A 26,123-nucleotide genomic window follows, 5' to 3' on the forward strand; every position below is an offset into this window, starting at 1 on the left:
CGTCGGCTGATATTTTATCAGCTGTGTATATTATACTATATGATAAAAGAACTTGTCTAATATGGAATCAGCATAACAGTTATTTCGCCTTGTTCAGATTTCTGTATTTCGTTACGAAGAGGGCGATGCGCTCCAGTGCCTTATGCAGGATTTCTTCGCTGTAAGCATAGGAGCAGCGGATATAGCCTTCACCGCCGGCACCGAAGATATTGCCGGGGATTACGAGAACCTCCTGCTCATCCAGCAGCTTTTCAACAAATTCCATGCTGGAAAGGCCGGTTTCCTTGATGCAGGGGAAAACATAGAAGGCACCTTCGGGCTCATACAGCGGCAGTCCCATCTTGTGGAAGCCGTCAATCATAATCTGACGGCGGCGGCTGTATTCGGCAACCATATTGTCAACGTCCTGACGGCAGTATTTCAGTGCCGCAATCGCGCCGTACTGTGCCGTAACGTTGGGGCAGAGCACAACATACTGATGCAGGATGTTCATAGCGTTGATGATTGCTGCCGGTGCCATGATATAGCCAAGACGCAGGCCGGTCATAGCGTAGGCTTTGGAGAAGCCGTTGAAAATGATGGTGCGGTCGCGGAATTCCGGGAAGGAGGTGAACATGGTGTGTGTTTTGCCGCCGTAGGTAAGATGAGCATAAAGCTCGTCACTGATGACAATCAGGTCATGCTTTACAGCCCAGTCGCCGATAGCCTTAATCTGCTCCTTGCTCATAATAGCGCCGGTCGGGTTATTGGGATAGCCAAGCATAATAGCCTTGGTTTTGGGCGTAACAGCATTTTCCAAATCTTCGATAGTAGGCACAAAGCCGTTTTCCTGATAGGTTTCTACGGAAACAGGCTTGCCGCCTGCCAGAATAACGCAGGCTTTGTTGGCAACGTAGCAGGGCTCGGGAAGAATAATTTCGTCACCGGGATGCATAATGGTAGTAATAGTGGTGTACAGTGCTTCGCTGACGCCTACGGTTACCATAATTTCGGTTTTGGGGTCGTATTTCACGCCATAGTTTTTATGGATATCATCCGCAATTGCCTCGCGCAGCTCCAAAAGTCCGAGCGTAGGAGTGTAGCAGCTTTTGCCTTCGCAGATGCTGTTGATTTCGGCATCCTTGACAGCCTGCGGAATATCAAAATCGGGTTCGCCTACGCTGAGAGGCACGATGTTGGGGTTAGCGGCCATAATATCAAGAAACTTTGCCAGACCGGAGGGAGGCAGTGCTTTAATAAAGGGAGAAACAGCAGCATCAAAATTATAGGACATAAAAATACCACCTTTCATAAAAAAGCTTGTCGATAAAGCGCCCTTGTCCAAACTGACACTTTTTCCACAATCTCTATCTGTTTACTATATTACTGTAGCAGATATTTTTGCCACTGACAAGGGAAAGCGCAGTGTATACATTTTACGTGGCAGATTTAGCATTTTTCTGTATAAAATTTAACATATAATAACTAGATATAGCGTAAGCTACTTGCAAGACTTGTCAACAGATGCTATAATAAGGATAGCCAAAATAAGTATGACTTGTGAAAGAGTGGGTTTAAAGCCCGCTCTTTCCGCTTATTATGATGTTTCTGACGCATTTGCGGCAGAGGCAGGTGTTGGCCGCAAGGTTAATACAGAAAGAAAAACTTAATATGGAGGTGAAAATGATGCAGGCAAAAGAAGTTGAAGCACTGATTACCGCAATGGTAGAACCCCTTCTGCAGGATACCGGACTTACTCTGGTTGATGTAGAATATGTGCGTGAAAAGGACTGGTACCTACGGATTTTTCTCGATAAGCCTGGTGGAGTTGAAATTGATGACTGCCAGATGGTGAGCGAAAAGCTGACGGAGATTCTGGATGCAGAGGATCCTATTCCTGACAAATACTTTTTGGAGGTTTCTTCCCCGGGCATTGACCGTCCGCTGAAGAAGGACAAGGACTTTGAAGCTGCCTACGGCACCAAGGTTGACATTATGTTCTATACTCCGTGGGAGGGAATGAAAAATCTGACCGGCATTCTGGTAGCACATGATGACGAAGCTGTACAGGTTAAAAAGATTATTAAAGGTAAGGAATTCAAAAATCCTGACCGCATTGAACGTAGGCTGATTGCGAATATCAGACCGCATATAGACTTTTAATTTAAGAAATAGGAGGCTTATTAAGTGAACGCAGATTTTATCTCAGCAATCCAGGAATTAGGAAAGGAAAAGGGTATTGACCCCGAGCTTTTGTTCCAGGCTGTTGATGACGCTTTGGTTGCTGCTTACAAGAAGAACACCGGCACAAACCAGAATGTCCGTGTTGAAATGAATAAAGAAACCGGTGAAATCCATGTATATGCTCAGCGCACTGTTGTTGAAGGCGAGGCTGACGGTATTAACGAAATGACTCTGGAGGATGCTCAGGCAATCAACCCGCAGTATCTTGCAGGCGACATCGTAGAGGTTGAGGTTACTCCGAAAAACTTCGGCCGTATTGCTGCCCAAAACGCTAAGCAGTTTGTTGTACAGCGTATCCGTGAGGCAGAGCGCGGACAGGTATATGAACGCTTCCAAAGCCGTGCCAACGATATCGTTACCGGTATTATCGAGCGCATGGAAAACCAAAACGTTTATATCGATTTGGGAAAGGTTGAAGCCGTACTGACTCCGAACGAGCAAATTCCCGGTGAAATCTACCAATACCATGAGCGTATGAAAACCTATATTGTTGAGGTTAAGCGCACCAACAAGGGACCGCAGATTATGGTTTCCCGCACTCATCCCGGCCTGCTGAAGCGCCTGTTTGAGCTGGAGGTTCCGGAAATCCATGACGGCGTTGTTGAAATCAAATCCGTTGCCCGCGAGCCCGGTATGCGCTCCAAAATTTCCGTATATACCGCTGACAGCAATGTTGATCCGGTAGGTGCCTGCGTAGGCCACAAGGGCATGCGTGTGCAGACTATTGTCAACGAGTTGCGCGGTGAAAAGATTGATATTGTAAAATACAGTGAAGATCCGGCACAATATGTTGCCAATGCTCTGAGCCCGGCAAAGGTTGTTAAGACAACCGTTAACGAAGCAGACAAAATCTGCCGCGTTGTCGTACCGGATTACCAGCTGTCCCTGGCTATCGGCAAGGAAGGCCAAAATGCCCGCCTGGCTGCTAAGCTGACCGGCTGGAAGATTGATATTAAGAGCGAAACTCAGGCTGCCGAAGAGGCTGCTGCTGAGCCTGCTCCCGTGGAAGAAGCATGATGAAGGTAAAAAAAATTCCGCAGCGTAAATGCTTAGGCTGCAATGAAATGAAGGATAAAAAGGCTCTGCTGCGCGTTGTACGTTCGCCTGAGGGCGAGGTCAGTCTTGACCTTACCGGCAAGAAGAACGGACGCGGCGCATATGTCTGCCCCGATAAGGAATGCATTACCAAGGCCGTAAAGGAAAAACGTCTGGAGCGCGCTTTGGAAAAGCCTATCGGTGAGGATGTACTCAAGCAGCTGCTGGAGGATTTCGAACATGGCAGGCAATAATGTCGCATTTGCTTTAGGGTTGGCGCAAAAGGCAGGTAAAACCGCTTCCGGCGATACAGCTGTGCGTGCTGCCTTAAAAAGCGGCAAGGTCAAGGTACTTGTTTTGGCACAAGATGCTGCCCCTAATTCAAAAAAGGAAATTTATTTCCTGGCAGAGATGGCAGGTGTACAGGTTATTGAGCTGTTGACGCGCAATGAGCTGGGCTATGCAATCGGCAAAGGACCAAGAATAGCTGTGGCTATTACCGATGCGAATTTTGCCAACATGCTGTTGAAAAAATAATGATTTAAATCACAGTTGTCTGCGCAGCTTGTGTAAGCTCCGCAGATGAGTCTGCTTCTTATTATCTGGTCTGGAGGTGGATGAATGGGTAATAAAAGAATATATGAGGTTGCCAAGGATTATGGTAAACCGGTAAATGAGGTCATTGACCTGTTGAAGAAAAATAATATCGAAAAAACTAATTTTAGTGCAGCTGATGACAAGGCTATGTCTGTTATCCGTAAAGCATACGATAAAAAACCAGAACCGCCCAAACCGGCGAAGACGGAAAAACGTGATGTCAGCAAACCGGCTGCTCCTGCGCATCCGCAGGCTACAGCTAAAAGAAACGATAACAATATGAATAGGAATAACGGACAGAGGAATATGCAACAAAATCAGCAACAAAATCAACGCAATAACAACAACGCTCAACAAGGGCGTAACGAAAATCGTCAGGGCGGCCGCAACGAAGGCCGTCCGCAGCAGAACCGCGGTGGCCAGCAGGGCAACCGCCAAGGTGGCCGTAACGAAGGTCGTCCGCAAAATCGCAACGGTCAGCAGGGTGCTCAGGGCAACCGTCAGGGTAACCGCAACAGCCAACAACGCCAGGGCGGTATCTTTGTAGGTCCTAAGAGCCAGCAGGGCCCGAGCGTACACGGTGAAAGCCGTGCACAGGTTAGCGGTGGCCGCAGCGAAGGCGGTCGCGATAACCGTCAGGGCGGTCGCAACGCAGGCAAGAGCCGTAAGGACAACAAGCCGCAGATTAAGGGCAGCTACGCTACCCGCGAAAGCCGTCCGAACCGCAGCGCCGGCCATCAGATGCCGGTAAACCGAGGCGGCAAGAAGCCCGCACCGAAGCAACAACAGGCTCCGGTAGAAATCGTTCGTCCGACCTACGTTGAAATCGGCGAATCTATCAATGTACAGGAATTTTCCAAGCTCATTAAGCGTGAGGTTAATGAAGTAATCAAGGCTCTCTTCATGTTGGGCGTAATGGTTACCATCAACCAGGATATCGATTTTGATACCGCACAGCTTATCGGCGACAACTTCGGCGTAGAGGTTGGCCAAAAGGCTCCGGAAGAGGATCCGACCGAGATTCCCGAGGTTGACGATCCGCCTGAAAAACGCGTTCCGCGTCCGCCGGTTATTACCGTTATGGGCCACGTTGACCATGGTAAAACCTCCCTGCTGGACGCTATCCGCAAAACCAACGTTACTTCCCGCGAGGCCGGCGGTATTACCCAGCACATCGGTGCTTATAAGGTAAACTACCAGGGCAAGCAGATTGTATTCCTGGATACCCCGGGCCATGAGGCTTTCACCGCTATGCGTGCCCGCGGCGCACAGGTAACCGACGTTGCAATTCTGGTTGTAGCAGCAGATGACGGTGTAATGCCGCAGACCATCGAGGCTATCAACCATGCTAAGGCTGCAAAGGTACCTATCATTGTAGCTATCAATAAAATCGACCGTCCGGGCGCAAATCCGGATCACGTTAAACAACAGCTGGCAGAGCATGAGCTCATTCCTGAGGATTGGGGCGGCGACACCATTATGGTTCCTGTTTCCGCACATCAGAAAACAGGTATCAGCGACCTGCTGGAAATGATTCTGCTGGTTGCTGAAATGCAGGAGCTGAAGGCTAACCCGAATCTGCCTGCTCACGGCACCATCATCGAGGCACAGCTGGATAAAGGCCGCGGCCCGGTTGCTACCGTACTGGTACAACGCGGTACTCTGCATATCGGTGATACCATTATTGCCGGCACCTCCTATGGTAAGGTTCGTGCAATGATCAATGACCGTGGCGAAAAGGTTAAGAAGGCTCTGCCTTCTACCCCTGTAGAGGTACTGGGCCTGAACGATGTACCGGCTGCCGGCGATATCCTCGACAGCACCGATGAAAAGACTGCCCGCGGCGTTGCCGAAAAACGTATCGCCAAGAAGAAGGAAGAGGAAATCAAGCTGAACTCCAAGGTTTCTCTGGATGACCTGTTCCAACGCATTAAAGAAGGCGAAATCAAAGAGCTGAACATCGTTGTTAAGGCTGACGTTCAGGGTACCATCGAAGCATTGAAGGCATCCCTGGAAAAAATCAAAAACGATGAGGTTAAGGTTGCCGTTGTCCATGCAGGAGTAGGCGCTATCACCGAATCCGACGTAATGCTGGCATCCGCTGCCAACGCACTGATTATCGGCTTTAACGTTCGTCCTGACGCTAACGCGCGTAAGGCTGCCGAAACCGAGAAGGTTGACGTACGCACCTACCGCGTTATCTACGACGCAATCAACGACGTTGAGGCTGCTATCAAGGGTATGCTTGCTCCTAAATTCAAGGAGGTTATCCAAGGCCGCGTAGAAATCCGTCAGCTGATTACTATTTCCAAGCTGAAGATTGCAGGCTGCTATGTAGTTGAAGGCAAGGTTACCAACAGCTCCAAGGTTCGTGTTGTCCGTGACGGCATCGTAGTTCACGAGGGCGTTATCGAATCTCTGCGCCGCTTCAAGGACGATGTGAAGGAAGTTGCCCAAGGCTTTGAATGTGGTATTACTTTAGAGAAATTCAGCGACCTTAAAGAGGGCGATATCTTTGAAGTATACGACATGGAAGAAATCGCAGTAGAATAGTCTGCCGCATAAGGCACATTGCGCAGGAATGCCGGCCGCATACGCCGCATTCCCCGCAGCTGCTGCCTGTACGTCAGTCTGTATCTATATATAGAGGAAAAGAAAATGGCAAGACTTAGAGTAGAAAAAGTACAAGAGGCCATCAAGCACGAAATCAGCAAAATGCTGCTGCATGATGTCAAGGATCCGCGCATTCAGTTTGTTACCGTAACAGGCGTGGAGCTGACAGATGACATGAGCTATGCAAAGATTTTCATCAGCATGTATGGTCCCAAGGATAAACAGGATGAAACCTGGAAGGCTCTGAACAAGGCATTAGGCTTTATGCGTACGGAAATCGCCAAACGCATCCGCCTGCGCTTTGCACCGACCCTGATTCTGCAGAAGGATACCTCCGCAGAATACAGTGCGCATATTCAGAGCATCTTAGATAAGATTAAGCAGGAAGAAAAGCCTGCAGCCGAGGAAGCAGAGCATGAGTAAGGAGCTTAGCCTGCAGGAAACAGGCGCTATGCTGCTGGCGGCAGAAAAAATCGTGCTGTGCACCCATGTAAGTCCGGATGGTGACACCCTGGGCTCCACTTTGGGACTGGCGCGCTTTTTGTTGGCACAGGGCAAGCAGGTTACTGTTTTCTGTGATGACGTTATCAACAAAAGCTTTAGCTTTTTTCCCGGTATTGAATTGTGTGAACGCCCGGTAGAGGGCAGCAAGCTGCAGACAGATTTGCTGGTAGTTATTGATGCCAGCTCCTTTGACCGTATTGGTCTGGTGTCCGAGGTTGTGGAAGCAAAAACACTGCTGAACATCGACCACCATATTTCCAACGAACGCTTTGCCGATTATCTCTATTTGGATGCCAAGGCAGCAGCCGTGGGCGAGGTAATGTGTGATCTGTTCATGGCTATGCAATGGCCCTTTGATAAGGAAATTGCTACCTGTTTTTACACAGCAATCAGCACAGACTGCGGCTCCTTCCGCTATGCCAACACTACGCCGAAAACTATGCGTAATGCTGCCAAGCTGCTGGAATACGGCGTTCAGCCTAACGAAATCAGCGATGCACTGGACGTGCGCTCCCGTGATACGGTAGAGATGCTGGCCAAGGTACTGCCTTCGCTGACCTTCGCTTATGAAGGCAAAATTGCTTATCTCACAATTACCAACGATTTATATGACAAGGATGTCCAGACCGACAGCTTTGTGTCCTACCCGCGCTATATTGAGGGCGTTGACGTAGCTATTATGTTCAAGGCCGTAGAGCCGGCGGTAACGCGCGTGAGCATGCGCTCCAAGAGCGTTGACGTATCTGCTGTGGCTGTAGCCTTCGGCGGCGGCGGTCATCTGCGGGCAGCAGGCTGTACGATTTATGCACCGGTAGAGGAGGCTCGCACTCAGCTGCTGGAGGCACTGGGCAAATTGGTTTAATATGGACGCAATTTTTAATGTATTAAAACCACCACAGATGACATCACATGATGTTATCGGCTTTTTGCGGCGCGTGCTTAACACAAAGAAAATCGGACATGGGGGAACTCTTGACCCTGACGCGGCAGGAGTTCTTCCTGTTTTTGCGGGCAGTGCGACCCGTCTGTTGGAATTTGCTGTAGAAGGCCGCAAGGAATATATTGCCGAATTTACGCTGGGAGCGCAGACAGTTACCGGCGATGACAGCGGTGAGGTTGTCAAAACGATGCCTGTGCCTGCATTCGGCAAACAGGAGCTGGAAGCGGTGCTGGCGCAATTTACCGGCAAGCAGATGCAGCTGCCGCCGATGTATTCGGCAATCAAAATCAACGGCAAAAAGCTGTATCAGCTGGCTCGTCAGGGCGTAGAGGTAGAACGCACTGCACGTCCCATCGAGGTCTATAAGCTGGAGCTTCTGCATTATACGGCAAACAGCTTTACCGTGCGCGTGGCCTGCTCCAAGGGCACCTATATTCGCGTTCTTGGCGAAGATTTGGCAACGGCGCTGGGAACCTGCGGTACAATGAGCTTTTTGCTGCGCACGCAGGTGGGAGCTTACACGATTGACAAGGCCTGCACGCTGCAGGAAATAGCGGAGAATCCCGAAGCTTGTGCCGCAGAGCCGCTGACTGCCGTTGCTGAGCTGCCCAAGCTCAAGGTGAACGCCCGTCAGGCGGCGCGCATTACTAACGGTGTACGCACCACGGTGGCGCAGACTGCTGACGGCAGATACGTTCTGTTGGGGCCGGGGGATGAATTCTTAGGCATCGTCCGCTGTGAGCAGGAGCGCCTGCAGGCAGAAAAAATCTTAGAGCATTACCCGATGCCAGAGGAATAAGCATGGAGATTATTACTTCTTTAGAACAACTGCATAAATTTTCCGCTCCCTGTGTGGTTGCATTGGGTACCTTTGACGGTTTGCATCGCGGTCATCTTGATGTAATTGAAACCGCAAGGGATAAGGCGCATGAATGTAATTCGCAGCTGGCGGTATTTACCTTCAGCAACCATCCCTTTGAATGGATTCGTCCGGGCATGGTGCCGCCGGCGCTGATAACCGGCGCGCAAAAGCAGGAGCTTTTGCAGCAGCTTGGCGTGGATGTGCTGGTGGATATTCCCTTTAATCAGCAGGTAGCAGACCTTTCGCCGCAAGAATTTCTGCAGCGTTTGCAGCAGCTTGATTACAGCTGTCTGGTAGTCGGTGCCAACTTCACCTACGGCTGCCGCGGACAGGGAACTGTCTATACTCTGGCTGCTTCCGCCAAGGCCATGGGTTTTGCGCTGATTGTACGCGAGCTGGTAAGCGAGGGCGTAACCGTTATCAGCAGTACTGCTATCCGTCAGCTGATTGCCGCAGGCGAGGTAGCAAAGGCTGCTGCTATGCTGGGGCGCAGCTACAGCATCAGCGGCACGGTGGCGCACGGCAACGAGCGCGGCAGACTGTTGGGATATCCTACAGCCAATATCGAGCTGGAGGATGCTCATGTTGCGGTTCCTCTGGGGGGAGTGTATGCTGTGCGCGTACTGGTGAATGGTGCAAGCTATCATGGTATGGCGAATATAGGCTATAATCCGACCTTTGGCGATGTTGCCAAACCGCGTCTGGAAACTAATATCTTTGATTTTACTGGTGACCTTTACGGTAAGCAGCTCACAGTGCAGTTTGTGCAGCGAATCCGCGGTGAAGTAAAATTTGCCGGCATTGAGCAGCTAAAGCAGCAGCTGGCGCAGGATAAAAACGACTGCGAAGCGGCATTGCGGTAAATCAAAGCTGTTTCTATAAAAAACTTTACAAAATACTTGCTATCTGGTGGCAAGATATGGTATAATATCATAGTATTTGAACCAAGGCCTGGCAGTTCGATTCTCCAACGGCTGCTACGCTTATGGCAATTTGAAATTTTAGGAGGAAACAAACAATGTTAACTAGCGAAGCTAAACAAGCAGTAATTCTGGCAAACGCACGTCATGAAGGTGACACCGGTTCTTCTGAGGTACAAATCGCAGTTCTGACCGAACGCATCAAATATTTGACCGAGCATCTGAAAGAGCACAAAAAAGATCATCATTCCCGTCGTGGCCTGCTGAAACTGGTAGGTAAACGTCGTGGCCTGCTGAACTACTTGGCTAGCAAAGACATCGAGCGCTATCGTGCAATCATTGCTAAACTGGGTATCCGTAAATAATCCGGTTTATGCTGAAAAGTCCGTCCGTAAGGGCGGGCTTTTTTTGTGCTTGCATTTAGGTTAAAGAGGAGTATCTCGTGCAATAGTATTAAAAATAATTAACACTAATGCAAAAATCACTCATAGTGTTAAAATAAATTAATACTATCGACGAAATGTGCGATGGTGTTAAAAATAATTAACACTGTTGCGGGTGATGGTTGTTTGTGTTAGAATATAATAAAGGAGAACGTGCTGACAAAGCGGAAAGGAGCAGGGTTATGGTTATCAGAACACAGTATCTGGAACGTTTGCGCCCATTTTATGATTCGGAGCTAGTAAAGGTTATTACCGGCATCAGACGTTGCGGTAAATCTACTATTTTGCGTCAGGTTATTGCTGAAATAAAGGAAAATGGTATCGAGGATTCGCATATCGTTTACATAAATTTTGAAGATTACAAGTATCATAAGCTGACAGATGCAGATGCTTTTTATGAATATGTTGAGCAAAAAATTATTGATGAAAGTAAATATTATCTGTTTTTCGACGAAATTCAAAATGTAAATAATTTTGAGCTTGTGGTAAATTCTTTTCGAGCAACGCATAATGTGAGTATTTTTATTACCGGTTCTAATTCCAAACTGCTTTCGGGAGAATTAGCTACGCATTTAAGTGGCAGGACAGTATCTTTGCGCGTATTGCCGTTCAATTTTATGGAGTTCTGTCAATACAAAGATATCTCTGCACCGGATTATGAAAGCCTGTTGGCGGAATACATGACTTATGGTGGCTTGCCTTTGGTATGTGGTGCTGCCAATAAGGAAACCAAAGAGGTTATTTTAAATAATATATATGATGCGGTTGTGCTGAAGGATATAGTCATGCGTAACAAAATAAATTCGCCGCTGGTGCTGGAAAAGGTACTTGATTATATTGTAGGTAACTCTTCACTGACTGTTTCCGGTAATGCTATTGCCGGTACACTTTCAAGTAATGGGCATAAGGTTTCTGCACCTGTTGTGTACGATTATCTGCGCTGTATTGTTGATGCCTGTGTTTGTGATAAGGTTTCGCGTTATGATATTCGTGGCAAGAAGGCGCTTGCATTTGAAGAGAAGTATTATGTTTGCGACCTTGGCTTTCTGCATTTGAAAAAAAACAGAATTAAGGACGAGTATAACTATATTATTGAAACAATTTGCTATAATGAGCTGATTTCGCGTGGCTACAAGGTCTATGTAGGTAAAACCTGGAAGGGTGAGATTGACTTTATCGCAGAATTGAATGGAAAGATTGTCTATATTCAGGCAGCATATCTTTTAACTGATGAAAAAACAGTAGAGCGAGAGTTTGGGGCATATGAAAAAATTGCCGATAATTATCCCAAATATGTTATAACTTTGGATAAGCATACCATTTCAAGAAATGGCATTATCCATTATAATCTCATCGATTTCCTGCTTAGAAAAGTCGCTCTTTAATTTTAGCAAGCAATATAATATCTTGAATTAATCACGTAAGCAGTTTACTGTGCTTGCGTGATTTTTATATGGATTTCGATGTGTTTTTGCAGGCTTAACAGCGTAGTTAGCTAGAAAAATGAAGAAAATAGTTTAAACTTTTTTCTGTAATAAGCAATTCTATTACGAGAAAAGTGCACTAGGTGAAAAAGTTCGTAATAGAAAGTGGCGATGAAGCAGCAAAAAGGCAATTCTATTACGAGAAAAGGGAAAAAGTGCCCGAATCTCGTAATAGAAAATATGCTTAAGCTTGCTTAAGGTGCTTAATAATGCTATACTTATTACGAGAAAAGTGCACTAGGTGAAAAATCTCGTAATAGGAGTGTGTGGAATGACAGAATTTAAACGAGATCTTTATCTGCAAAAGCTTATAGACCGTAAAGAAAACGGAGAGATTAAGGTTATTACCGGTATTCGCAGATGTGGCAAATCATATCTGTTATTTAATCTGTATTACAATTACCTGCTGCAAAACGGAGTAGATAAGGATTGCATTATACGCATAGCTTTAGATAGTCCTGAATGGGAAGATATGCTTAATATTCAGATGCTTAATGAGTATATTAAAAGCAAGATAGTCCCAGAGAAAATAAACTATGTTTTTCTTGATGAGGTGCAGTTTGTTGATGGCTTTGCAAAGCTATTGAATGGCTTAAATCGCTACAGTAATCTGGATATTTATGTTACTGGCAGCAATTCTAAGTTTTTGTCTACTGACATTTTGACAGAGTTTCGCGGGCGTGGTGATGAAGTACGCGTTTATCCTTTGAATTATGCAGAATTTGCTTCTGTATTTGAAGGAAGCAAAGAAGAGGCATGGAAGAATTATTATACTTATGGTGGGTTGCCGCAAATTTTAGCTCGCAAAAAGGATGAGCTAAAAGCAAAATATTTGAGAGATTTGTTCAGTAAGGTGTATTTGGCTGATATAGTAGAGCGTAATAGCTTGCGTGGCGATGTGGTTATGGATACTTTGGTGAATATTTTGGCTTCGTCCGTTGGTTCTTTGACTAATCCTTCCAAGTTAGCCAATACTTTTGCTAGCAAGGGTATTAAGGTCAGTGATAAGACCATCGGAGTATATATTGATTATCTTCAGGATGCTTTTTTATTGAGTAAAGCAGAAAGATATGATATTAAAGGTAAGAAGTATATTGCTTCACCATTCAAATATTATTTTACTGATGTTGGCTTACGCAATGTACGTTTGAATTTTCGTCAACAGGAAGAGAATCACATTATGGAAAACATTATTTATAATGAATTGCTGGTGCGTGATTTTAATGTTGATGTCGGAATTGTAGAGTATCGTACCAAAAATGCTGAAGGAAAGCAGGAAAAGGTGAATTTAGAGGTTGATTTTGTTTGCAATAAGGGAAGTCAGCGCTTTTATATTCAGTCCGCCTTTTTCATTCCTGATAGGGAAAAGATGGAGCAGGAGCAGAATTCCCTTGTCCGTATCAATGATTCGTTTAAAAAGATTATCGTGGTTAAGGATGATATAAAGCCTTGGTATAATGAAGAGGGAATTTTGGTGTTGGGGTTGCAGCAGTTTTTACTTCAACCTGAAAGCATGCTTTTATAATTCTATTACGAGAAAAGGGAGAAAATGCACGTTTCTCGTAATAGAATTCATCGTTATAATAAAAATAAGGATTCACTTCCGATTTACTTGCGAAGTGAATCCTTATTTTTTGTTTGTTAAGCCTAAAATGTAATCCGTGGATGTGTTATGAAATTTAGCCAAGGCAATGAGTATATCTGTCGGTATATCCCGTTCGCCTTTTTCATAGTTGCTGTAGACTCTTTGCGAGCAGTTAAGGATTTCAGCCATTTGTGTTTGCGTCATGTCCTTGTCCTCACGTAAGTCGCGAATGCGCTGATACATTATTATCACCCAATAACATTATAGAAAGAGAAGGCACTTTAACTTGCTATTTAGCGCAAATTGCGCTAAAATCAAAAGAGAAAAGTATTAGCTTGCTAATACTTCAGGCAAAACACACTCGATGTGTGCTTTTGCTTGACTGGGGGGGACAACAGTGTATCATTATAATGAGTTATTGACAAATTTTTGATACGTAAACAATTAACGGAGCTGACTTGAGAAAATGGACTTTATTGATAACGTAAATATAACGCTAAAAGATGATTTGGCCTTAGAATTGTAAAAGGGCAGTATGCTGTCTATTGTGGCAGCAGATTTTTCTATGTATGCCTTCGAGGCTTTGCGTAAGGAGCTAAGCGAGATTGAAGAATTACGTTTTATTTTCACTGATCCCACTTTTATTCAAAAAGAGAATAGCAAGAAGGAAAAACGCGAATTTTATATTCCTAAAATAAATCGTGAGCGTCGTATTTATGGCACGGAATTTGAGGTAAAGCTGCGCAACGAATTAAATCAAAAGGCAATTGCTAAAGAATGTGCTGAGTGGATTAAGAAGAAGGTTACCTTTAAATCCAATGTTGGTAATAAGGAAATTACAACTAGGTTTATTGTATTGGACGATATAGCGTATTATACCGTTAATAGCTTCACGACTGTTGATTTAGGCTGTGAGCAGGGAAACACTATGAGCGTGAGAATAGCTAAGTTTGAAAGCCCTATGTCGCAGGCACTCATAGAGCAATTCACCGAGCTTTGGCAGAACGAAGAAGAGTTAAAGGACGTAACCAACAATGTTATAAGCAGTATAAGCTCGGCTTATAATGAAAATGCGCCTGAGTTTATTTATTTCGTGACGCTGTATAATATTTTCCATGAATTTCTTACGGATATCAGTGAGGATGAGCTGCCGAATGAGCGTACAGGCTTTAAGAACAGCAAAATCTGGAATATGCTCTTTAATTTTCAACGTGATGCTGTGTTAGGCATTATTAATAAGCTGGAAAAATATAATGGCTGTATTTTAGCTGACAGTGTTGGTTTGGGCAAAACCTTTACTGCATTAGCCGTTATCAAATATTATGAAGGACGCAACAAGAATGTACTTGTATTATGTCCGAAAAAGCTGGCAGACAACTGGAATACGTATCGCGCTAACTATAAAAACAATCCTATTGCCAGTGATAGGCTGCGTTATGATGTTTTATATCATTCTGACCTGCTGCGCAAGCGTGGTTATAGCGGTGAGATTGATTTGAGCAGGATAAATTGGAGCAACTATGACCTTGTAGTTATTGATGAATCGCATAATTTCCGTAATGGCGGTGCCTTTGATGGCGAAGATAAAGAGAATCGCTATACGGTGCTAATGAACAAGGTTATTCGTGAGGGCGTGCAGACAAAGGTGTTGATGCTTTCTGCTACTCCCGTTAATAATCGCTTTAACGATTTGAAGAATCAGCTTCAATTGGCCTATGAGGGTGATAGCAGCAAAATTAATGATAAGCTGAATACCAAAAATTCTATAGATGATATTTTCCGTAATGCGCAGGCAGCCTATAATCATTGGTCGAAACTGCCTCCGGCAGAACGCACAGTGCAGAATTTGCTGGAGAACCTCAGCTATGATTTTTTCAATTTGCTTGATTCTGTAACTATTGCACGTTCGCGCAAGCATATTACCAGATATTATGATACGAAGGCTATTGGCAGCTTTCCTGAACGCAAAACGCCGCTATCCTTTCGCCCTGCGTTGGTTAAGAATGGCGCAGTAAATTATAAAGAAATATTTTCGAAGCTTGATGAGCTGGAGCTGTCTATATATACTCCGACGGAATTTATTTTGCATAGCCGTTTGCCGAAATATGCAGAGCTTTTTGATGATAATAAGGTCAATACTGGCTTTACACAGGCGAACCGCGAGCGTGGTATTCGTCGACTGATGGCGATAAATATTTTGAAGCGCATGGAAAGCTCCGTGTATTCGTTCAGGCTGACTGTGGAAAGAGTGCGGGCTAGTATTTGCGCAGCATTGCAAAAGATAGACAGCTTCACGCAGCACAGGCTTGCTAATGCGCAGGTGGATACCGGTACTGATTTCAGCGGCGCCGATTTTGATATGGAAGAGGAAAGCTTTGTTGTGGGCAAAAAGGTGCCTATTGAGCTGGCTGACATGGATATTGTGAGCTGGGGGCATAGCTTGCAGCATGACAAGGAGTGTTTGGATGAGCTGCTTGGGATGGTGCAGAGCATTACGCCTGTGCAGGATAATAAGCTGCAGGAGCTGCTAGAGCTTATAGACGATAAAATTCAGCATCCCTTGAATGCAGATAACAAGAAAATTATTGTGTTTACTGCTTTTGCCGACACTGCTGCCTATCTTTATGAGCATGTCAGCAAGCATGTGCAGGAGCAGTTTGGCTTGCATACGGCGATGGTTACAGGCTCGGTGGATGGCAGATGCACGATACCGAAGCTTAGGTGTGATTTGAATACCGTACTGACCTGTTTTGCACCTTTAGCGAAGGATAAGAAGCTGCTTTTCCCTGAGGATAAAAACGAGATAGATATTTTGATTGCTACTGATTGTATTTCCGAAGGTCAGAATTTGCAGGATTGTGACTTTCTTGTGAATTATGACATACATTGGAATCCAGTGCGTATCGTCCAGCGCTTCGGCCGTATTGACCGCATAGGCAGCAGAAATGCCTTTATCCAATTGGTTAATTTTTGGCCAGACGTGGATTTGGACGACTACATTGACCTCAAAAGCCGTGTAGAAAGCCGTATGAAGGCGGTGGATTTGACAGCGACGGCAGATGATAACCTGCTGAGCAATAATGAAAAGCTCGACCTGCAGTATCGCAAGCAGCAGCTGCAGCAGTTGCAAAAGGAAGTTGTCGATATTGAGGATATGAGTACGGGTATTTCCATTATGGATTTAGGCTTGAACGAGTTCCGCTTAGATTTATTGGAATATATCAAGACGCATGGCGAGCTGGATAAAACACCCTTTGGCCTGCATGCCGTTGTGCCTGCGAGTGAGGAATGCCCTCCTGGGGTAATTTACGTGCTGAAAAACTGCACGGATAACATAAATATAGACAGAAAAAATCTTCTGCATCCGTTTTACGCCGTATATATTGGCGAGGATGGAGAGATTATCTGCAACCATTTGGCACCGAAGAAGCTGCTGGACAAGCTGCGCTTTACCTGCCGTGGCAAGGATAAGCCTTTAACAGACGTGTGCAGCGATTTCAACAAGGCGACGAATGATGGCAGAAGTATGGGTGTTTATTCCCGGCTTTTGGAGGATGCTATTGCTTCCATAATCAATGTGAAGGATGCCGACGATGTTGACAGCTTCCTGAGCGGTGAGGAAATCAGCTTCTTTGATAACAGTATTAAAGGACTGGATGATTTTGAACTGATTTGCTTTCTAGTTGTGCGAGGTGAGCAGTGATGTTAGGCTTACCGCAGACTACAGAAGTAAAGAAAATTATTCCCAAACGTGCTTTATACAGCAAGTTTGAACTGAATACAGCGGAGCAGAAGGAGTTTGACGCAGCCATCAGGCAGATAACCATCGTCAACGAAATTTCCTTACGCACAATACCTGCCTTGCAAAAGCAGGAGAAAGCTGTTTTTGTTTTGGCAGTACAGCTGAAGCAGGAGGGCTGTGCGGAAAGGCTTTTGCAAAGGCTGTGCAGGCTGATTGACCAGCGCTTGCTGTTAGCGCTTTGCTATGCAGATAAGCTGCAATTAGCTCTGCTTTTTGACAATAAAATATTCCTCAATGAATTTAAGCCTGCGGCAGAGCAACGGGTTACTCTGCAAGGCACAAGCTTAAAGGATATTTGGGAACACTTCGCTCTGCAGGTGGCAAATTTAACGCCATCTGCAGGGCTTACATCTGCTTCCGTAATTGCCAATGCCGGCAGGCGGGCAGAAACAGAAGCACAGATAGCAGCGTTGACGAAGAAAATGTTTGCGGAAAAGCAGGCACGAAAAAAACTGACCTTGCGTGAAGCAATAAACAAGCTGAAAAAAGAACTGGAGGAATTATAATTATGGAACATCTCAACATGCAATCTATGGATAAGGTTGCAGCAAACGTAGCGAAGATAAGGGAGCTATTCCCCAACTGCGTTACCGAAAGAATCAATAAAGAGGGCAATTTGGAGCATGCCATTGATTTTGATATGCTGAAACAGGAGCTTAGTGACCATGTTGTAGATGGCTTGCAGGAACGCTACCAGTTTACCTGGCCGGATAAGCGCAAAGCCATTCTGGCTGCCAATGCACCGATTAATAAAACCTTGCGCCCTTGCAGAGGAGAGAGCGTGGACTTTGATAATACAGAAAACCTTTATATTGAAGGCGATAATCTGGAAGTGCTCAAGCTGCTGCAGGAAACTTACTTAGGCAAGGTGAAGATGATTTATATTGATCCGCCGTATAATACGGGTAATGACTTTGTGTATGAGGATGATTTTAAGCAAAGTGCGGATGAATATATTGATAATAGCGGGCAGCTTGACGAAGAGGGCAATCGTCTTGTAGCTAATACAGAAAGCAATGGACGTTTCCATACTGATTGGCTGAATATGATATATCCGAGATTGAAGCTGGCTAAGGATTTATTGAGTGACGATGGCGTTATTTTTATCAGTATAGGTGACGATGAAGAATCTAATTTGATAAAATGTTGTAATGAAATTTTTGGGGAAAGCAATTTTATTGCTTCGATTTGCCATAAACATAGAGCTTCTGTTTCTAATGATAGGATAATTTCAGAAAATCATAATCATCTATTATTTTATTGTAAGAACATTGTCTCCGTGTTTAGAAATCATAAATTAATCGGAGAAGATCCAGTATTAGAAGGTTTCAATTTAGAAGATGAAAAAGGAAAATATAAATTAACTCCTGTTGATGGACCTGGCGGTGCTAAAAAAGGGAATCCTCATTATGATTTTTTGGGTGTAACTGGATATTGGAGATATTCTAAGGAAACTATGCAGAAAAAATACGATGAAGGATTAATAGTTCGTACAACAAATGGATTACAACAAAAATATTATTTAAGTCAAGCTAGTAAATCCAGAAAAACTGTAACGACGTGGTGGGATGATGATTTTTTAACTTCATCAGCAACAAAAATGTTGATTAATTTAATGGGAGATAAAACTTTTGATAATCCTAAAAATATAAATCTTATTATTAGATGCTTAAAGATGATTGTTAAATTTGATAAAGATTCTCTAATTCTCGACTTCTTCTCCGGTTCTGCCACCACCGCTCACGCAGTCATGCAGCTTAACGCCGAAGATGGCGGTAAGCGTAAGTTTATCATGGTGCAATTACAAGAAGAATGCGCTGAAAACAGTGAAGCGTACAAGGCCGGTTATAAAAACATCTGCGAAATAGGCAAGGAGCGCATACGCCGTGCCGGTCAAAAAATCAAAGAAGAAAATCCGCTGACAACGCAGGATTTGGATATCGGTTTCCGCGTTTTGAAATGCGACAGCAGCAACATGGAAGATGTGTACTTCACACCGAAGGAATACATGGATAAACAGCAGAGCCTGTTCGTTGACAACATCAAAAAAGACCGCAACGACGAAGATTTGCTGTTTGATGCTATGCTGAAGCTGGATACGCCGCTTTCCAGTAAAATAGAAAAAATTACCATTGCTGGCAAAACTGTTTACAATGTGGCGCAAGGACATTTAATGGCATGCTTTGATAAGAACGTGACGGATGAGGTTATCACTGCCATTGCCAAAGAGATGCCAAGCTATTTTGTTATGCGTGACAGTTCGCAGGCTGATGACAGCGTAGCGATTAACTTTGAGCAGATTTTCAATACCTATAGTCCGCAAACTGTGAGGAGGGTGCTGTAATGAAGTTCAGTTTTAAAATTCAGCAGTACCAGACAGATGCTGTCAATGCAGTGGTTGACGTGTTCAAGGGACAGGTGCGTCCTGCACAGGATACCAGCTACTTTTTTGATCCGGGCAGACTTGTGCCGGTGAAAACAAAAAAAGCAAAGAATAGTAATGGTTATAACTTGTTTCAGCAGGAGCTTGATGAACAGGAAGCCAAGCAGGATATAATACTCGGTTATGCTAATGCGCCAATAAAATTGGATAAGGTGCAGCTTCTGGAAAATATTAAGCTTATTCAAGGCAATAATAATATAACTCCGTCGAAGGAGCTTATAGAAGGTCAGGGAAAGTGCAGTCTTGATATTGAAATGGAAACAGGTACAGGCAAAACCTATGTCTATATCAAAACCATGTTTGAGCTGAATAAGCAATATGGCTGGAATAAATTTATTATCATCGTGCCTTCTGTCGCAATCCGTGAAGGTGTCAAGAAAAGCCTGGAAACTATGGAAGAGCACTTCATGAGCCAATACGGCAAGAAAGCGCGCTATTTTATTTATGACAGCAAAAATCTGACGAAGATTGATGATTTTGCCAAAAGCAACGAAATCAATGTAATGATTATTAATAATCAAGCCTTTGCCAAGTCTTTGAATGAGGAGAAGAATAAGGAAGGACGTGGCGGTGATAAGGGTGCGTTGATTATTTACAGTGAACGTGATGAATTCGGCTCACGTAAGCCTATTGATGTTATTGCCAAAACTAATCCTATTTTGATTATCGATGAACCACAGAAGTCGGCAGGCAATGTTACGCAAAAGGCGATGAAGCGCTTCAATCCGCTTTTTAGCGTCAATTATTCTGCTACACATAAGGATAAACATAATATGGTTTATGTTCTTGATGCACTTGATGCCTATAATCAGAAGCTAGTTAAGAAAATCGAAGTCAAAGGCCTGGAAATGAAGAATCTGAAGGGCATTGACAGCTATCTTTATTGCGAAGAAATTGAAACTTCTCCTACTAACCCGCCGAGAGTGCGTCTGGAATTTGAGGTGCAGCAGTCAAATAGCATCAAACGCGTAAGGAAGCTTTTAGGTAAGCTTGACAGTCTGTATGAACTATCCAATGGCATGAAGCAGTATGAAGGCTATGTAATTAGTGACATAGATCCTCGCGGTAAGGGTATGGTAACTTTTACAAACGGTGAAGTGTTGCATTGTGCGGATGTTGTCGGCGATGTAACGGAATTATACAAACGCCGTCTGCAGATACGCGAAACGCTGCTTTCACACTTTGAAAAGGAAAAAGAGCTTTACGCACAAGGTATTAAGACGCTGAGCTTATTTTTCATTGATAAGGTAGAAAACTATCGTAAATATAATGAAGATGGTACACAAGAGCTTGGCGAGTACGGTAAAATTTTTGAAGAAGAATATATGCGCATTTTTGACAGCAAATCTACCGAGCTTTTTAAAGATGATCCTTATGTACAATATCTGAATAGAGTAGCTGCGGATGTGCATCGTGTGCATACCGGTTATTTCAGTATTGATAAAAAAGGTCATAGTGTTGACAGTAAGTGCAAACGTGGCGAGGACACCTCTAACGATGAATCTGCCTATGATTTGATTATGAAGAATAAGGAAGCCTTATTGAGCTTTGATAATCCGGTGCGCTTTATATTCTCTCACTCTGCACTACGTGAAGGCTGGGACAATCCGAATATTTTTCAGATTTGTACACTGAAAGCGTCTAACAGTGATGTCAATAAACGTCAGGAAGTGGGGCGTGGTATGCGACTTTGCGTCAATCAGCAAGGTGAGCGTATGGATTTGTTAACCTGCGGAGAAGCCATGGTACATAAAATAAACCAACTGACAGTTATTGCCAGTGAAAGCTATGCTGATTTTGTTGGAAGTCTGCAGGATGATATGAAGGCAGCATTGTATAAGCGTCCTACGCATGCGTCTATTGACTATTTTGCTGACAGAACAGTAAAAGTAGATGGTAAGCAATATAAGATTGAAAGAGAACAAGCCGGTACTATTATGCTTTACTTAGGTGTAAACGGTTATGCTGATTACGACGGCAAAATCACTGATAAATATAAGACTGATAGAGAAGCAAATGATTTTGCTCCTTTGCCGCCGCAATTAGAAGAGCTTGCACCGGCAATACATAAACTGATACAGGGAATTTTTGATGAAGAAGTTCTTAAAATGATGGTTGCTGATGCTAAGGAAACCAAGGTTAAAGTTAATCCGTTAAATGAAAACTTTGATAAAGCAGAATTCCAGGCTTTGTGGAATCGTATAAATCATAAATATGCTTATAAAGTTAATTTTAGCAGTGATGAGTTAATCAAGAAGGCTTCGGATGCCATCAATAGTGAGCTGGCAGTAACAAAAATTCAGTACAGGCTTGTAGTAGGTTCACAGAACGAGAATTTACAAGAGCATGAAATTGATAGCAAAACCGGCTTTACTACAACTCGTACAAAAACCGATACTATGCAAAATACATATGACAGCGGGTTAAAGTACGATTTACTGAATGAAATTGCTTCGAGAACTACGCTTACACGTCGTACTGTAGCAAGAATATTGCAGAACATTTGGGAACCTAAGTACCGTATGTTTGCAGAGAATCCGCTTGACTTTATTAACAAGGTATCAAGTATTATCAATGTCCAAAAATCTGCTTTAATAGTAGACCATGTAACTTATAATACGACCAATGAAACATTTGATACTGATATTTTTACTGCTGAATATACTCGTGGCAATTTCGCTAAAGCATATCGTGCAAAACATGCTATTCAAGATTATGTTTTTACGGATGGCACTGCAGAAAAAAGTGTAGAACGTAAATTTGTAGAGGAACTTGATACAGCAGATGAGGTTGTTGTTTATGCAAAGTTGCCGCGAGGATTTCATATTCCTACACCGGTTGGCAAATATTCGCCGGACTGGGCAATTGCTTTTAAGAAGGGCGTAGTCAAGCATGTCTTTTTTGTGGCAGAAACAAAGGGGACTTTGCAAAGCATGGAACTGCGAGCTATTGAAAAAGCTAAAATAAACTGTGCCGAAAAGCTTTTTGAAAAACTTTCCAATGGCGAAGTGCATTACGGTCAGGTAAAGGATTACAAGAGCCTGATGGATATTGTACTTGATAGATAAAACCACAACCGAATATGGAATAATTCACGCTGATAGTTTGCTTGTGCCTATGCGTACACTCTTTTTGTAAAATCTTTACACTTGCTGTTATAAGAAGATGCTAATAAATTTCCTCGTTGACAAATAGCAGTAACAGTAATATAATTTTTTTAATAGCAAACCAGTAAGATAGAGGCGCGGAAAGCATGAGTAGGTTGTGGAGCGGGAGCTGAGAAGCATCACAAAAGGGCTAACGCCGAAGTGCAATGGCAGCCGTGTCGTTGTGCTGGGCCGTCAGTGAAAGCTGCCGGACTGTCGCTGCATCTGCAGCGGAGGGCTATCTCGGCTATGGATGTGAATATTATTTAGCATGCTAACCGTTGAGATAGAATCCAAAGGAAATATCTCAACGGTTATTTTTATGATTAAGGAGTGAACGACATGATTCGTGTTTTGGTAAATGGTGCGCTGGGCCGCATGGGCAGCGAGGTATGTAAAAAGGTATATAGCGAAGCTGATTTGGAGCTTGTCGGTGCTGTTGATATTAAGGAAGGCACCGTGCCTTTGGGTGACGGCGTTAAGGTAACTACTGACCTGGTTGCTGCGATTGAGGCTGCCAAACCGGATGTTGTTGTTGACTTCACCCGTCCGGATGTTGTAATGGGCAACCTGCGCAAAATGCTGCCGCTTGGCGTGCATGCTGTAGTTGGCACAACAGGCTTCAGCGATGCAGATTTAAAAGAGGTTGATGAGCTGGCACGCAAGCATAACACCAGCCTGCTGATTGCTCCGAACTTTGCGCTTGGCGCAGTTGTAATGATGAAGCTGGCGTGTGAGGCTGCCAAATACTTCCCGCATGTGGAAATTATCGAGAAGCATCACGATAATAAGCTGGATGCTCCGAGCGGTACTGCAATTATCACCGCACAAAAAATTGCTGAGGTGCGCAAGGCAATGCATCAAGGTAATCCTGATGAAAAGGAAACCATGGCAGGTGCGCGCGGTGCGGATTACGAGGGCATGAAGATTCACAGTGTCCGCTTGCCGGGTTACGTTGCTTCCCAAGAGGTTATTTTCGGCGGTCAGGGCGAAACTTTAAAAATCAGTACCGACCCGATTAACCGCGAATGCTACATGCCGGGCGTTGCGCTTGGCTGCCGCAAAATTGTTGACCAAGTAGGCCTGGTATACGGCTTAGATAAATTACTCTAAATAGTGAGGGGGAGAATTTTATGAAAAAGTATAACGTTGCTATTTTGGGCGCTACCGGTGCTGTTGGTACTGAATTTCTGAAGCTTATCGAAGAAAGAAACTTCCCGTTTGCAGAACTGCGTCTGCTGGCTTCCAAGCGCAGCGCAGGCAAGCAGATTGAATTTATGGGCAAAACATATACTGTGCAGGAGGCTACCAAGGACTCCTTCGAGGGCATTGATATTGCTCTGTTCGCAGGCGGCAGCGTTTCTAAGGAGTTTGCTCCCTACGCTGTGAAAGCCGGTGCCGTTGTTATTGATAACTCCAGCACCTTCCGTATGGACCCCGAAGTGCCGCTGGTTGTGCCGGAGGTTAACCCCGAGGATATCCTGAAGCACAAGGGCATTATCGCCAACCCTAACTGCTCTACCATTATTATGGTTATGGCACTGAAACCGCTGTATGACCTGGCACGCATTAAACGTATTGTCGTTTCTACCTATCAGGCTGTTTCCGGCGCCGGCAAGGAGGGCATTGACGAGCTCACCGACCAGACCAAGGCTTACAGCGAGGGCAGAGAGATGGAGGCACACATTCTTCCGTCCGCAAGTCTGCCGAAGCATTATCCGATTGCGTTTAACCTGATTCCGCAGATTGATGTTTTCCTTGACAATCTCTACACCAAAGAAGAGATGAAGATGATCAACGAAACCAGAAAAATTATGCATGATGACGAAATGCGCATTACTGCTACTACCGTGCGTGTGCCTGTATACCGCAGCCACAGCGAATCCGTAAACATCGAATTTGAGCATGATCTGGAGCTGCAGGATATGGCAGCAGCAATCGACGCTTTCCCCGGCATTCAGATGATGGATGATCCGTCCAACCAGATTTATCCGATGCCTTTATATACCTCGGAAAAATATGACTGCTTCGTTGGCCGTCTGCGCCGCGATGAGTCCAATCCGAATACCTTCAACCTGTGGGTAGTAGGTGACCAGATCCGCAAGGGCGCTGCGTTGAACACGCTGCAGATTGCTGAGGTTATGATTAAAAACGGCTGGTTAGAAAAATAATAATGCACCTCTGCGTGTAAAGACTACCGGCGTACAGCCTGTACGCCGCAGCCTTTCCGGCATCAGGTACATTTTGCATTTTAATTTAAACATATGAGGAGCAATTTACATGAAAATCATTGTACAGAAATTCGGCGGCACCTCCGTCGCGAGTGAGGAAGCCCGCGTTGCAGTTAAAAACAAGGTACAGCAGGCTATCCGCAACGGTTACTCCCCGGTAGTTGTAGTTTCGGCTATGGGACGCAAGGGCGCTCCCTACGCAACCGATACGCTTATCGGCGCCCTGAAGGACGTTAACCTTTCCGTTAATGTGCGCGAGATGGATATGATGATGTGCTGCGGCGAAATCATTTCCGCCTGCGTAATGGCAGCAACTCTGCAAAAATTCGGTATCAACGCTATGGCGCTCACCGGCGGCCAGGCAGGCATTGTTACTGATTCCCAGTTTGGTGCCGCACGCATCAAAAACATCAATACCTCCGGTCTTATCCGTCTGCTGGAGGCAGGCATCATTCCGGTTGTCTGCGGCTTCCAGGGTATGACGGAAAACAACTATAAATTTACTACCTTGGGCCGCGGTGGCAGCGATACCTCTGCTGCTGCACTGGGCGCTGCGCTCAAGGCTGATTTTGTTGAAATTTATACAGACGTTGAAGGCATTATGACTGCCGACCCGCGCATTGTCGAGAAGGCTAATATTCTGCAGCAGATTTCCTATGCTGAGGTTTGCCAGATGGCACAGAACGGCGCTAAAGTTATTCATCCGCGTGCCGTGGAAATTGCTATGGGCAGCAACATTCCCATGTATGTTAAATCTACCTTCAGCGATGCTCCCGGTACTTTGATTACCAGTGAACGCATCGGTCAGGGTAACGGCGGCGAAATTGCGATTAACGAATCCTGCGCCAGCGGCGTTGCTCATCTTAATGATCTGGCACAGTTCCGCATTGACCTGAACCCGCAGGATATTACCGCAGGCCGTAATCTGTTCGAGGATTTGGCGGATGCAGGCATCAGCGTAGGCTGCCTGAACCTGTCGGAGAAGGAAGCAATGTTTGCTGTATTCTCTCCGGACGTAGAGCACACCTGCAAGGTGCTTGATGCAACCGGCTTTAAATATACGCTGAACGAGGGCTGCGGTAAGGTTTCCGTGGTCGGCAGCGCTATGCGTGGCGTGCCCGGCATTATGGCTACCTTTGTAACTGCGCTTGCCAGCCACAATATCGCTATTCTGCAAACTGTGGACAGCGATACTACGATTTCCGCGATTGTTAAAGAGGAACATTTGGTGGAGGCTGTGAAGGCGCTCCACGAAGCCTTCAAGCTGTAGAGTAGTCTGTGTATAAAGCACCGTC

The 26,123-nt window shown here is 44.8% G+C and carries 20 protein-coding genes, 1 pseudogene and 1 riboswitch; of the genes and pseudogenes, 19 read left to right on the plus strand and 2 right to left on the minus strand.

The features are described 5' to 3' along the window. Positions 1-79: 79 nt before the first annotated feature. Complete coding sequence (locus tag Q7Q81_RS03665; RefSeq protein ID WP_304273780.1) at positions 80-1,273, minus strand: pyridoxal phosphate-dependent aminotransferase; 1,194 nt, start codon at positions 1,271-1,273, stop codon at positions 80-82. Positions 1,274-1,662: 389 nt separating this feature from the next. Here Q7Q81_RS03665 and rimP point away from each other — a divergent pair, with 389 nt between their 5' ends. The 12 genes from rimP (at position 1,663) to Q7Q81_RS03725 (ending at position 13,146) form a co-directional block, all read left to right on the plus strand. Next, the gene (rimP, locus tag Q7Q81_RS03670) at positions 1,663-2,142 is read left to right on the plus strand and encodes a ribosome maturation factor RimP (protein ID WP_246869372.1); all 480 of its coding nucleotides are present in this window, start codon (positions 1,663-1,665) and stop codon (positions 2,140-2,142) included. Between the two features lie 24 nt (positions 2,143-2,166). Beyond that, on the plus strand, positions 2,167-3,240 hold the full coding sequence (nusA, locus tag Q7Q81_RS03675; protein ID WP_210684552.1) for a transcription termination factor NusA: 1,074 nt from the start codon (positions 2,167-2,169) through the stop codon (positions 3,238-3,240). Next, the gene (gene rnpM, locus Q7Q81_RS03680; RefSeq protein WP_365688225.1) at positions 3,240-3,512 is read left to right on the plus strand and encodes an RNase P modulator RnpM; all 273 of its coding nucleotides are present in this window, start codon (positions 3,240-3,242) and stop codon (positions 3,510-3,512) included. Before nusA ends, rnpM begins: the two co-directional genes overlap by 1 nt. After that, a complete protein-coding gene (locus Q7Q81_RS03685) occupies positions 3,499-3,795 on the plus strand; it encodes a L7Ae/L30e/S12e/Gadd45 family ribosomal protein (protein WP_303706839.1) in 297 nt (98 codons plus the stop codon). The genes rnpM and Q7Q81_RS03685 overlap by 14 nt, the downstream gene beginning before the upstream one ends. Before the next feature lie 84 nt (positions 3,796-3,879). Continuing rightward, positions 3,880-6,408, plus strand: coding sequence for a translation initiation factor IF-2 (gene infB / locus Q7Q81_RS03690; protein WP_304273781.1), 2,529 nt, complete (start codon positions 3,880-3,882; stop codon positions 6,406-6,408). 105 nt (positions 6,409-6,513) lie between these two features. Continuing rightward, complete coding sequence (rbfA, locus tag Q7Q81_RS03695; protein WP_021720223.1) at positions 6,514-6,891, plus strand: 30S ribosome-binding factor RbfA; 378 nt, start codon at positions 6,514-6,516, stop codon at positions 6,889-6,891. Further along, on the plus strand, positions 6,884-7,834 hold the full coding sequence (locus tag Q7Q81_RS03700) for a DHH family phosphoesterase (protein ID WP_304273782.1): 951 nt from the start codon (positions 6,884-6,886) through the stop codon (positions 7,832-7,834). Before rbfA ends, Q7Q81_RS03700 begins: the two co-directional genes overlap by 8 nt. Position 7,835: 1 nt before the next feature. Then, positions 7,836-8,711, plus strand: coding sequence for a tRNA pseudouridine(55) synthase TruB (gene truB / locus Q7Q81_RS03705; RefSeq protein WP_304077246.1), 876 nt, complete (start codon positions 7,836-7,838; stop codon positions 8,709-8,711). Positions 8,712-8,713: 2 nt separating this feature from the next. Next, positions 8,714-9,637 carry a bifunctional riboflavin kinase/FAD synthetase gene (locus tag Q7Q81_RS03710; RefSeq protein WP_304273783.1) on the plus strand — a complete coding sequence of 308 codons (924 nt, stop codon included), beginning with the start codon at positions 8,714-8,716 and terminating at the stop codon, positions 9,635-9,637. A gap of 155 nt (positions 9,638-9,792) precedes the next feature. Next, on the plus strand, positions 9,793-10,059 hold the full coding sequence (rpsO, locus tag Q7Q81_RS03715) for a 30S ribosomal protein S15 (protein ID WP_009145254.1): 267 nt from the start codon (positions 9,793-9,795) through the stop codon (positions 10,057-10,059). 260 nt (positions 10,060-10,319) lie between these two features. Further along, the gene (locus Q7Q81_RS03720; protein WP_304273785.1) at positions 10,320-11,522 is read left to right on the plus strand and encodes an ATP-binding protein; all 1,203 of its coding nucleotides are present in this window, start codon (positions 10,320-10,322) and stop codon (positions 11,520-11,522) included. Positions 11,523-11,892: 370 nt separating this feature from the next. Next, entirely contained in the window at positions 11,893-13,146 is a 1,254-nt protein-coding gene (locus Q7Q81_RS03725) for an ATP-binding protein (protein ID WP_304273787.1), read from the plus strand. A 102-nt stretch (positions 13,147-13,248) separates the two neighbouring features. On the opposite strand, the gene Q7Q81_RS03730 is transcribed toward Q7Q81_RS03725, so the two are convergent. After that, entirely contained in the window at positions 13,249-13,449 is a 201-nt protein-coding gene (locus Q7Q81_RS03730; RefSeq protein ID WP_044484102.1) for a helix-turn-helix domain-containing protein, read from the minus strand. A 223-nt stretch (positions 13,450-13,672) separates the two neighbouring features. Here Q7Q81_RS03730 and Q7Q81_RS03735 point away from each other — a divergent pair. The 7 genes and pseudogenes from Q7Q81_RS03735 (at position 13,673) to dapG (ending at position 26,098) form a co-directional block, all read left to right on the plus strand. Next, positions 13,673-16,909 (plus strand): annotated as a pseudogene (locus Q7Q81_RS03735) (helicase-related protein). Next, positions 16,909-17,514: a DUF4391 domain-containing protein gene (locus Q7Q81_RS03740; protein ID WP_304273791.1), complete on the plus strand. Its 606-nt coding sequence runs from the start codon at positions 16,909-16,911 to the stop codon at positions 17,512-17,514. Before Q7Q81_RS03735 ends, Q7Q81_RS03740 begins: the two are co-directional and overlap by 1 nt. A gap of 2 nt (positions 17,515-17,516) precedes the next feature. Next, positions 17,517-19,352, plus strand: a complete 1,836-nt coding sequence (locus tag Q7Q81_RS03745; protein WP_304273793.1) for a site-specific DNA-methyltransferase — start codon at positions 17,517-17,519, stop codon at positions 19,350-19,352. After that, complete coding sequence (locus Q7Q81_RS03750; protein WP_304273795.1) at positions 19,352-22,519, plus strand: type III restriction-modification system endonuclease; 3,168 nt, start codon at positions 19,352-19,354, stop codon at positions 22,517-22,519. The genes Q7Q81_RS03745 and Q7Q81_RS03750 overlap by 1 nt, the downstream gene beginning before the upstream one ends. Positions 22,520-22,680: 161 nt before the next feature. After that, positions 22,681-22,846, plus strand: a riboswitch (Lysine riboswitch). A gap of 93 nt (positions 22,847-22,939) precedes the next feature. Continuing rightward, entirely contained in the window at positions 22,940-23,710 is a 771-nt protein-coding gene (dapB, locus tag Q7Q81_RS03755) for a 4-hydroxy-tetrahydrodipicolinate reductase (protein WP_276633822.1), read from the plus strand. Positions 23,711-23,730: 20 nt separating this feature from the next. Continuing rightward, complete coding sequence (locus tag Q7Q81_RS03760; RefSeq protein ID WP_304273799.1) at positions 23,731-24,768, plus strand: aspartate-semialdehyde dehydrogenase; 1,038 nt, start codon at positions 23,731-23,733, stop codon at positions 24,766-24,768. 109 nt (positions 24,769-24,877) lie between these two features. After that, positions 24,878-26,098, plus strand: a complete 1,221-nt coding sequence (gene dapG / locus Q7Q81_RS03765) for an aspartate kinase (RefSeq protein ID WP_304273800.1) — start codon at positions 24,878-24,880, stop codon at positions 26,096-26,098. The last annotated feature ends 25 nt before the right edge of the window (positions 26,099-26,123 follow it).

Source organism: Phascolarctobacterium succinatutens (assembly GCF_958453765.1).
Taxonomy (GTDB): domain Bacteria; phylum Bacillota; class Negativicutes; order Acidaminococcales; family Acidaminococcaceae; genus Phascolarctobacterium_A; species Phascolarctobacterium_A succinatutens_B.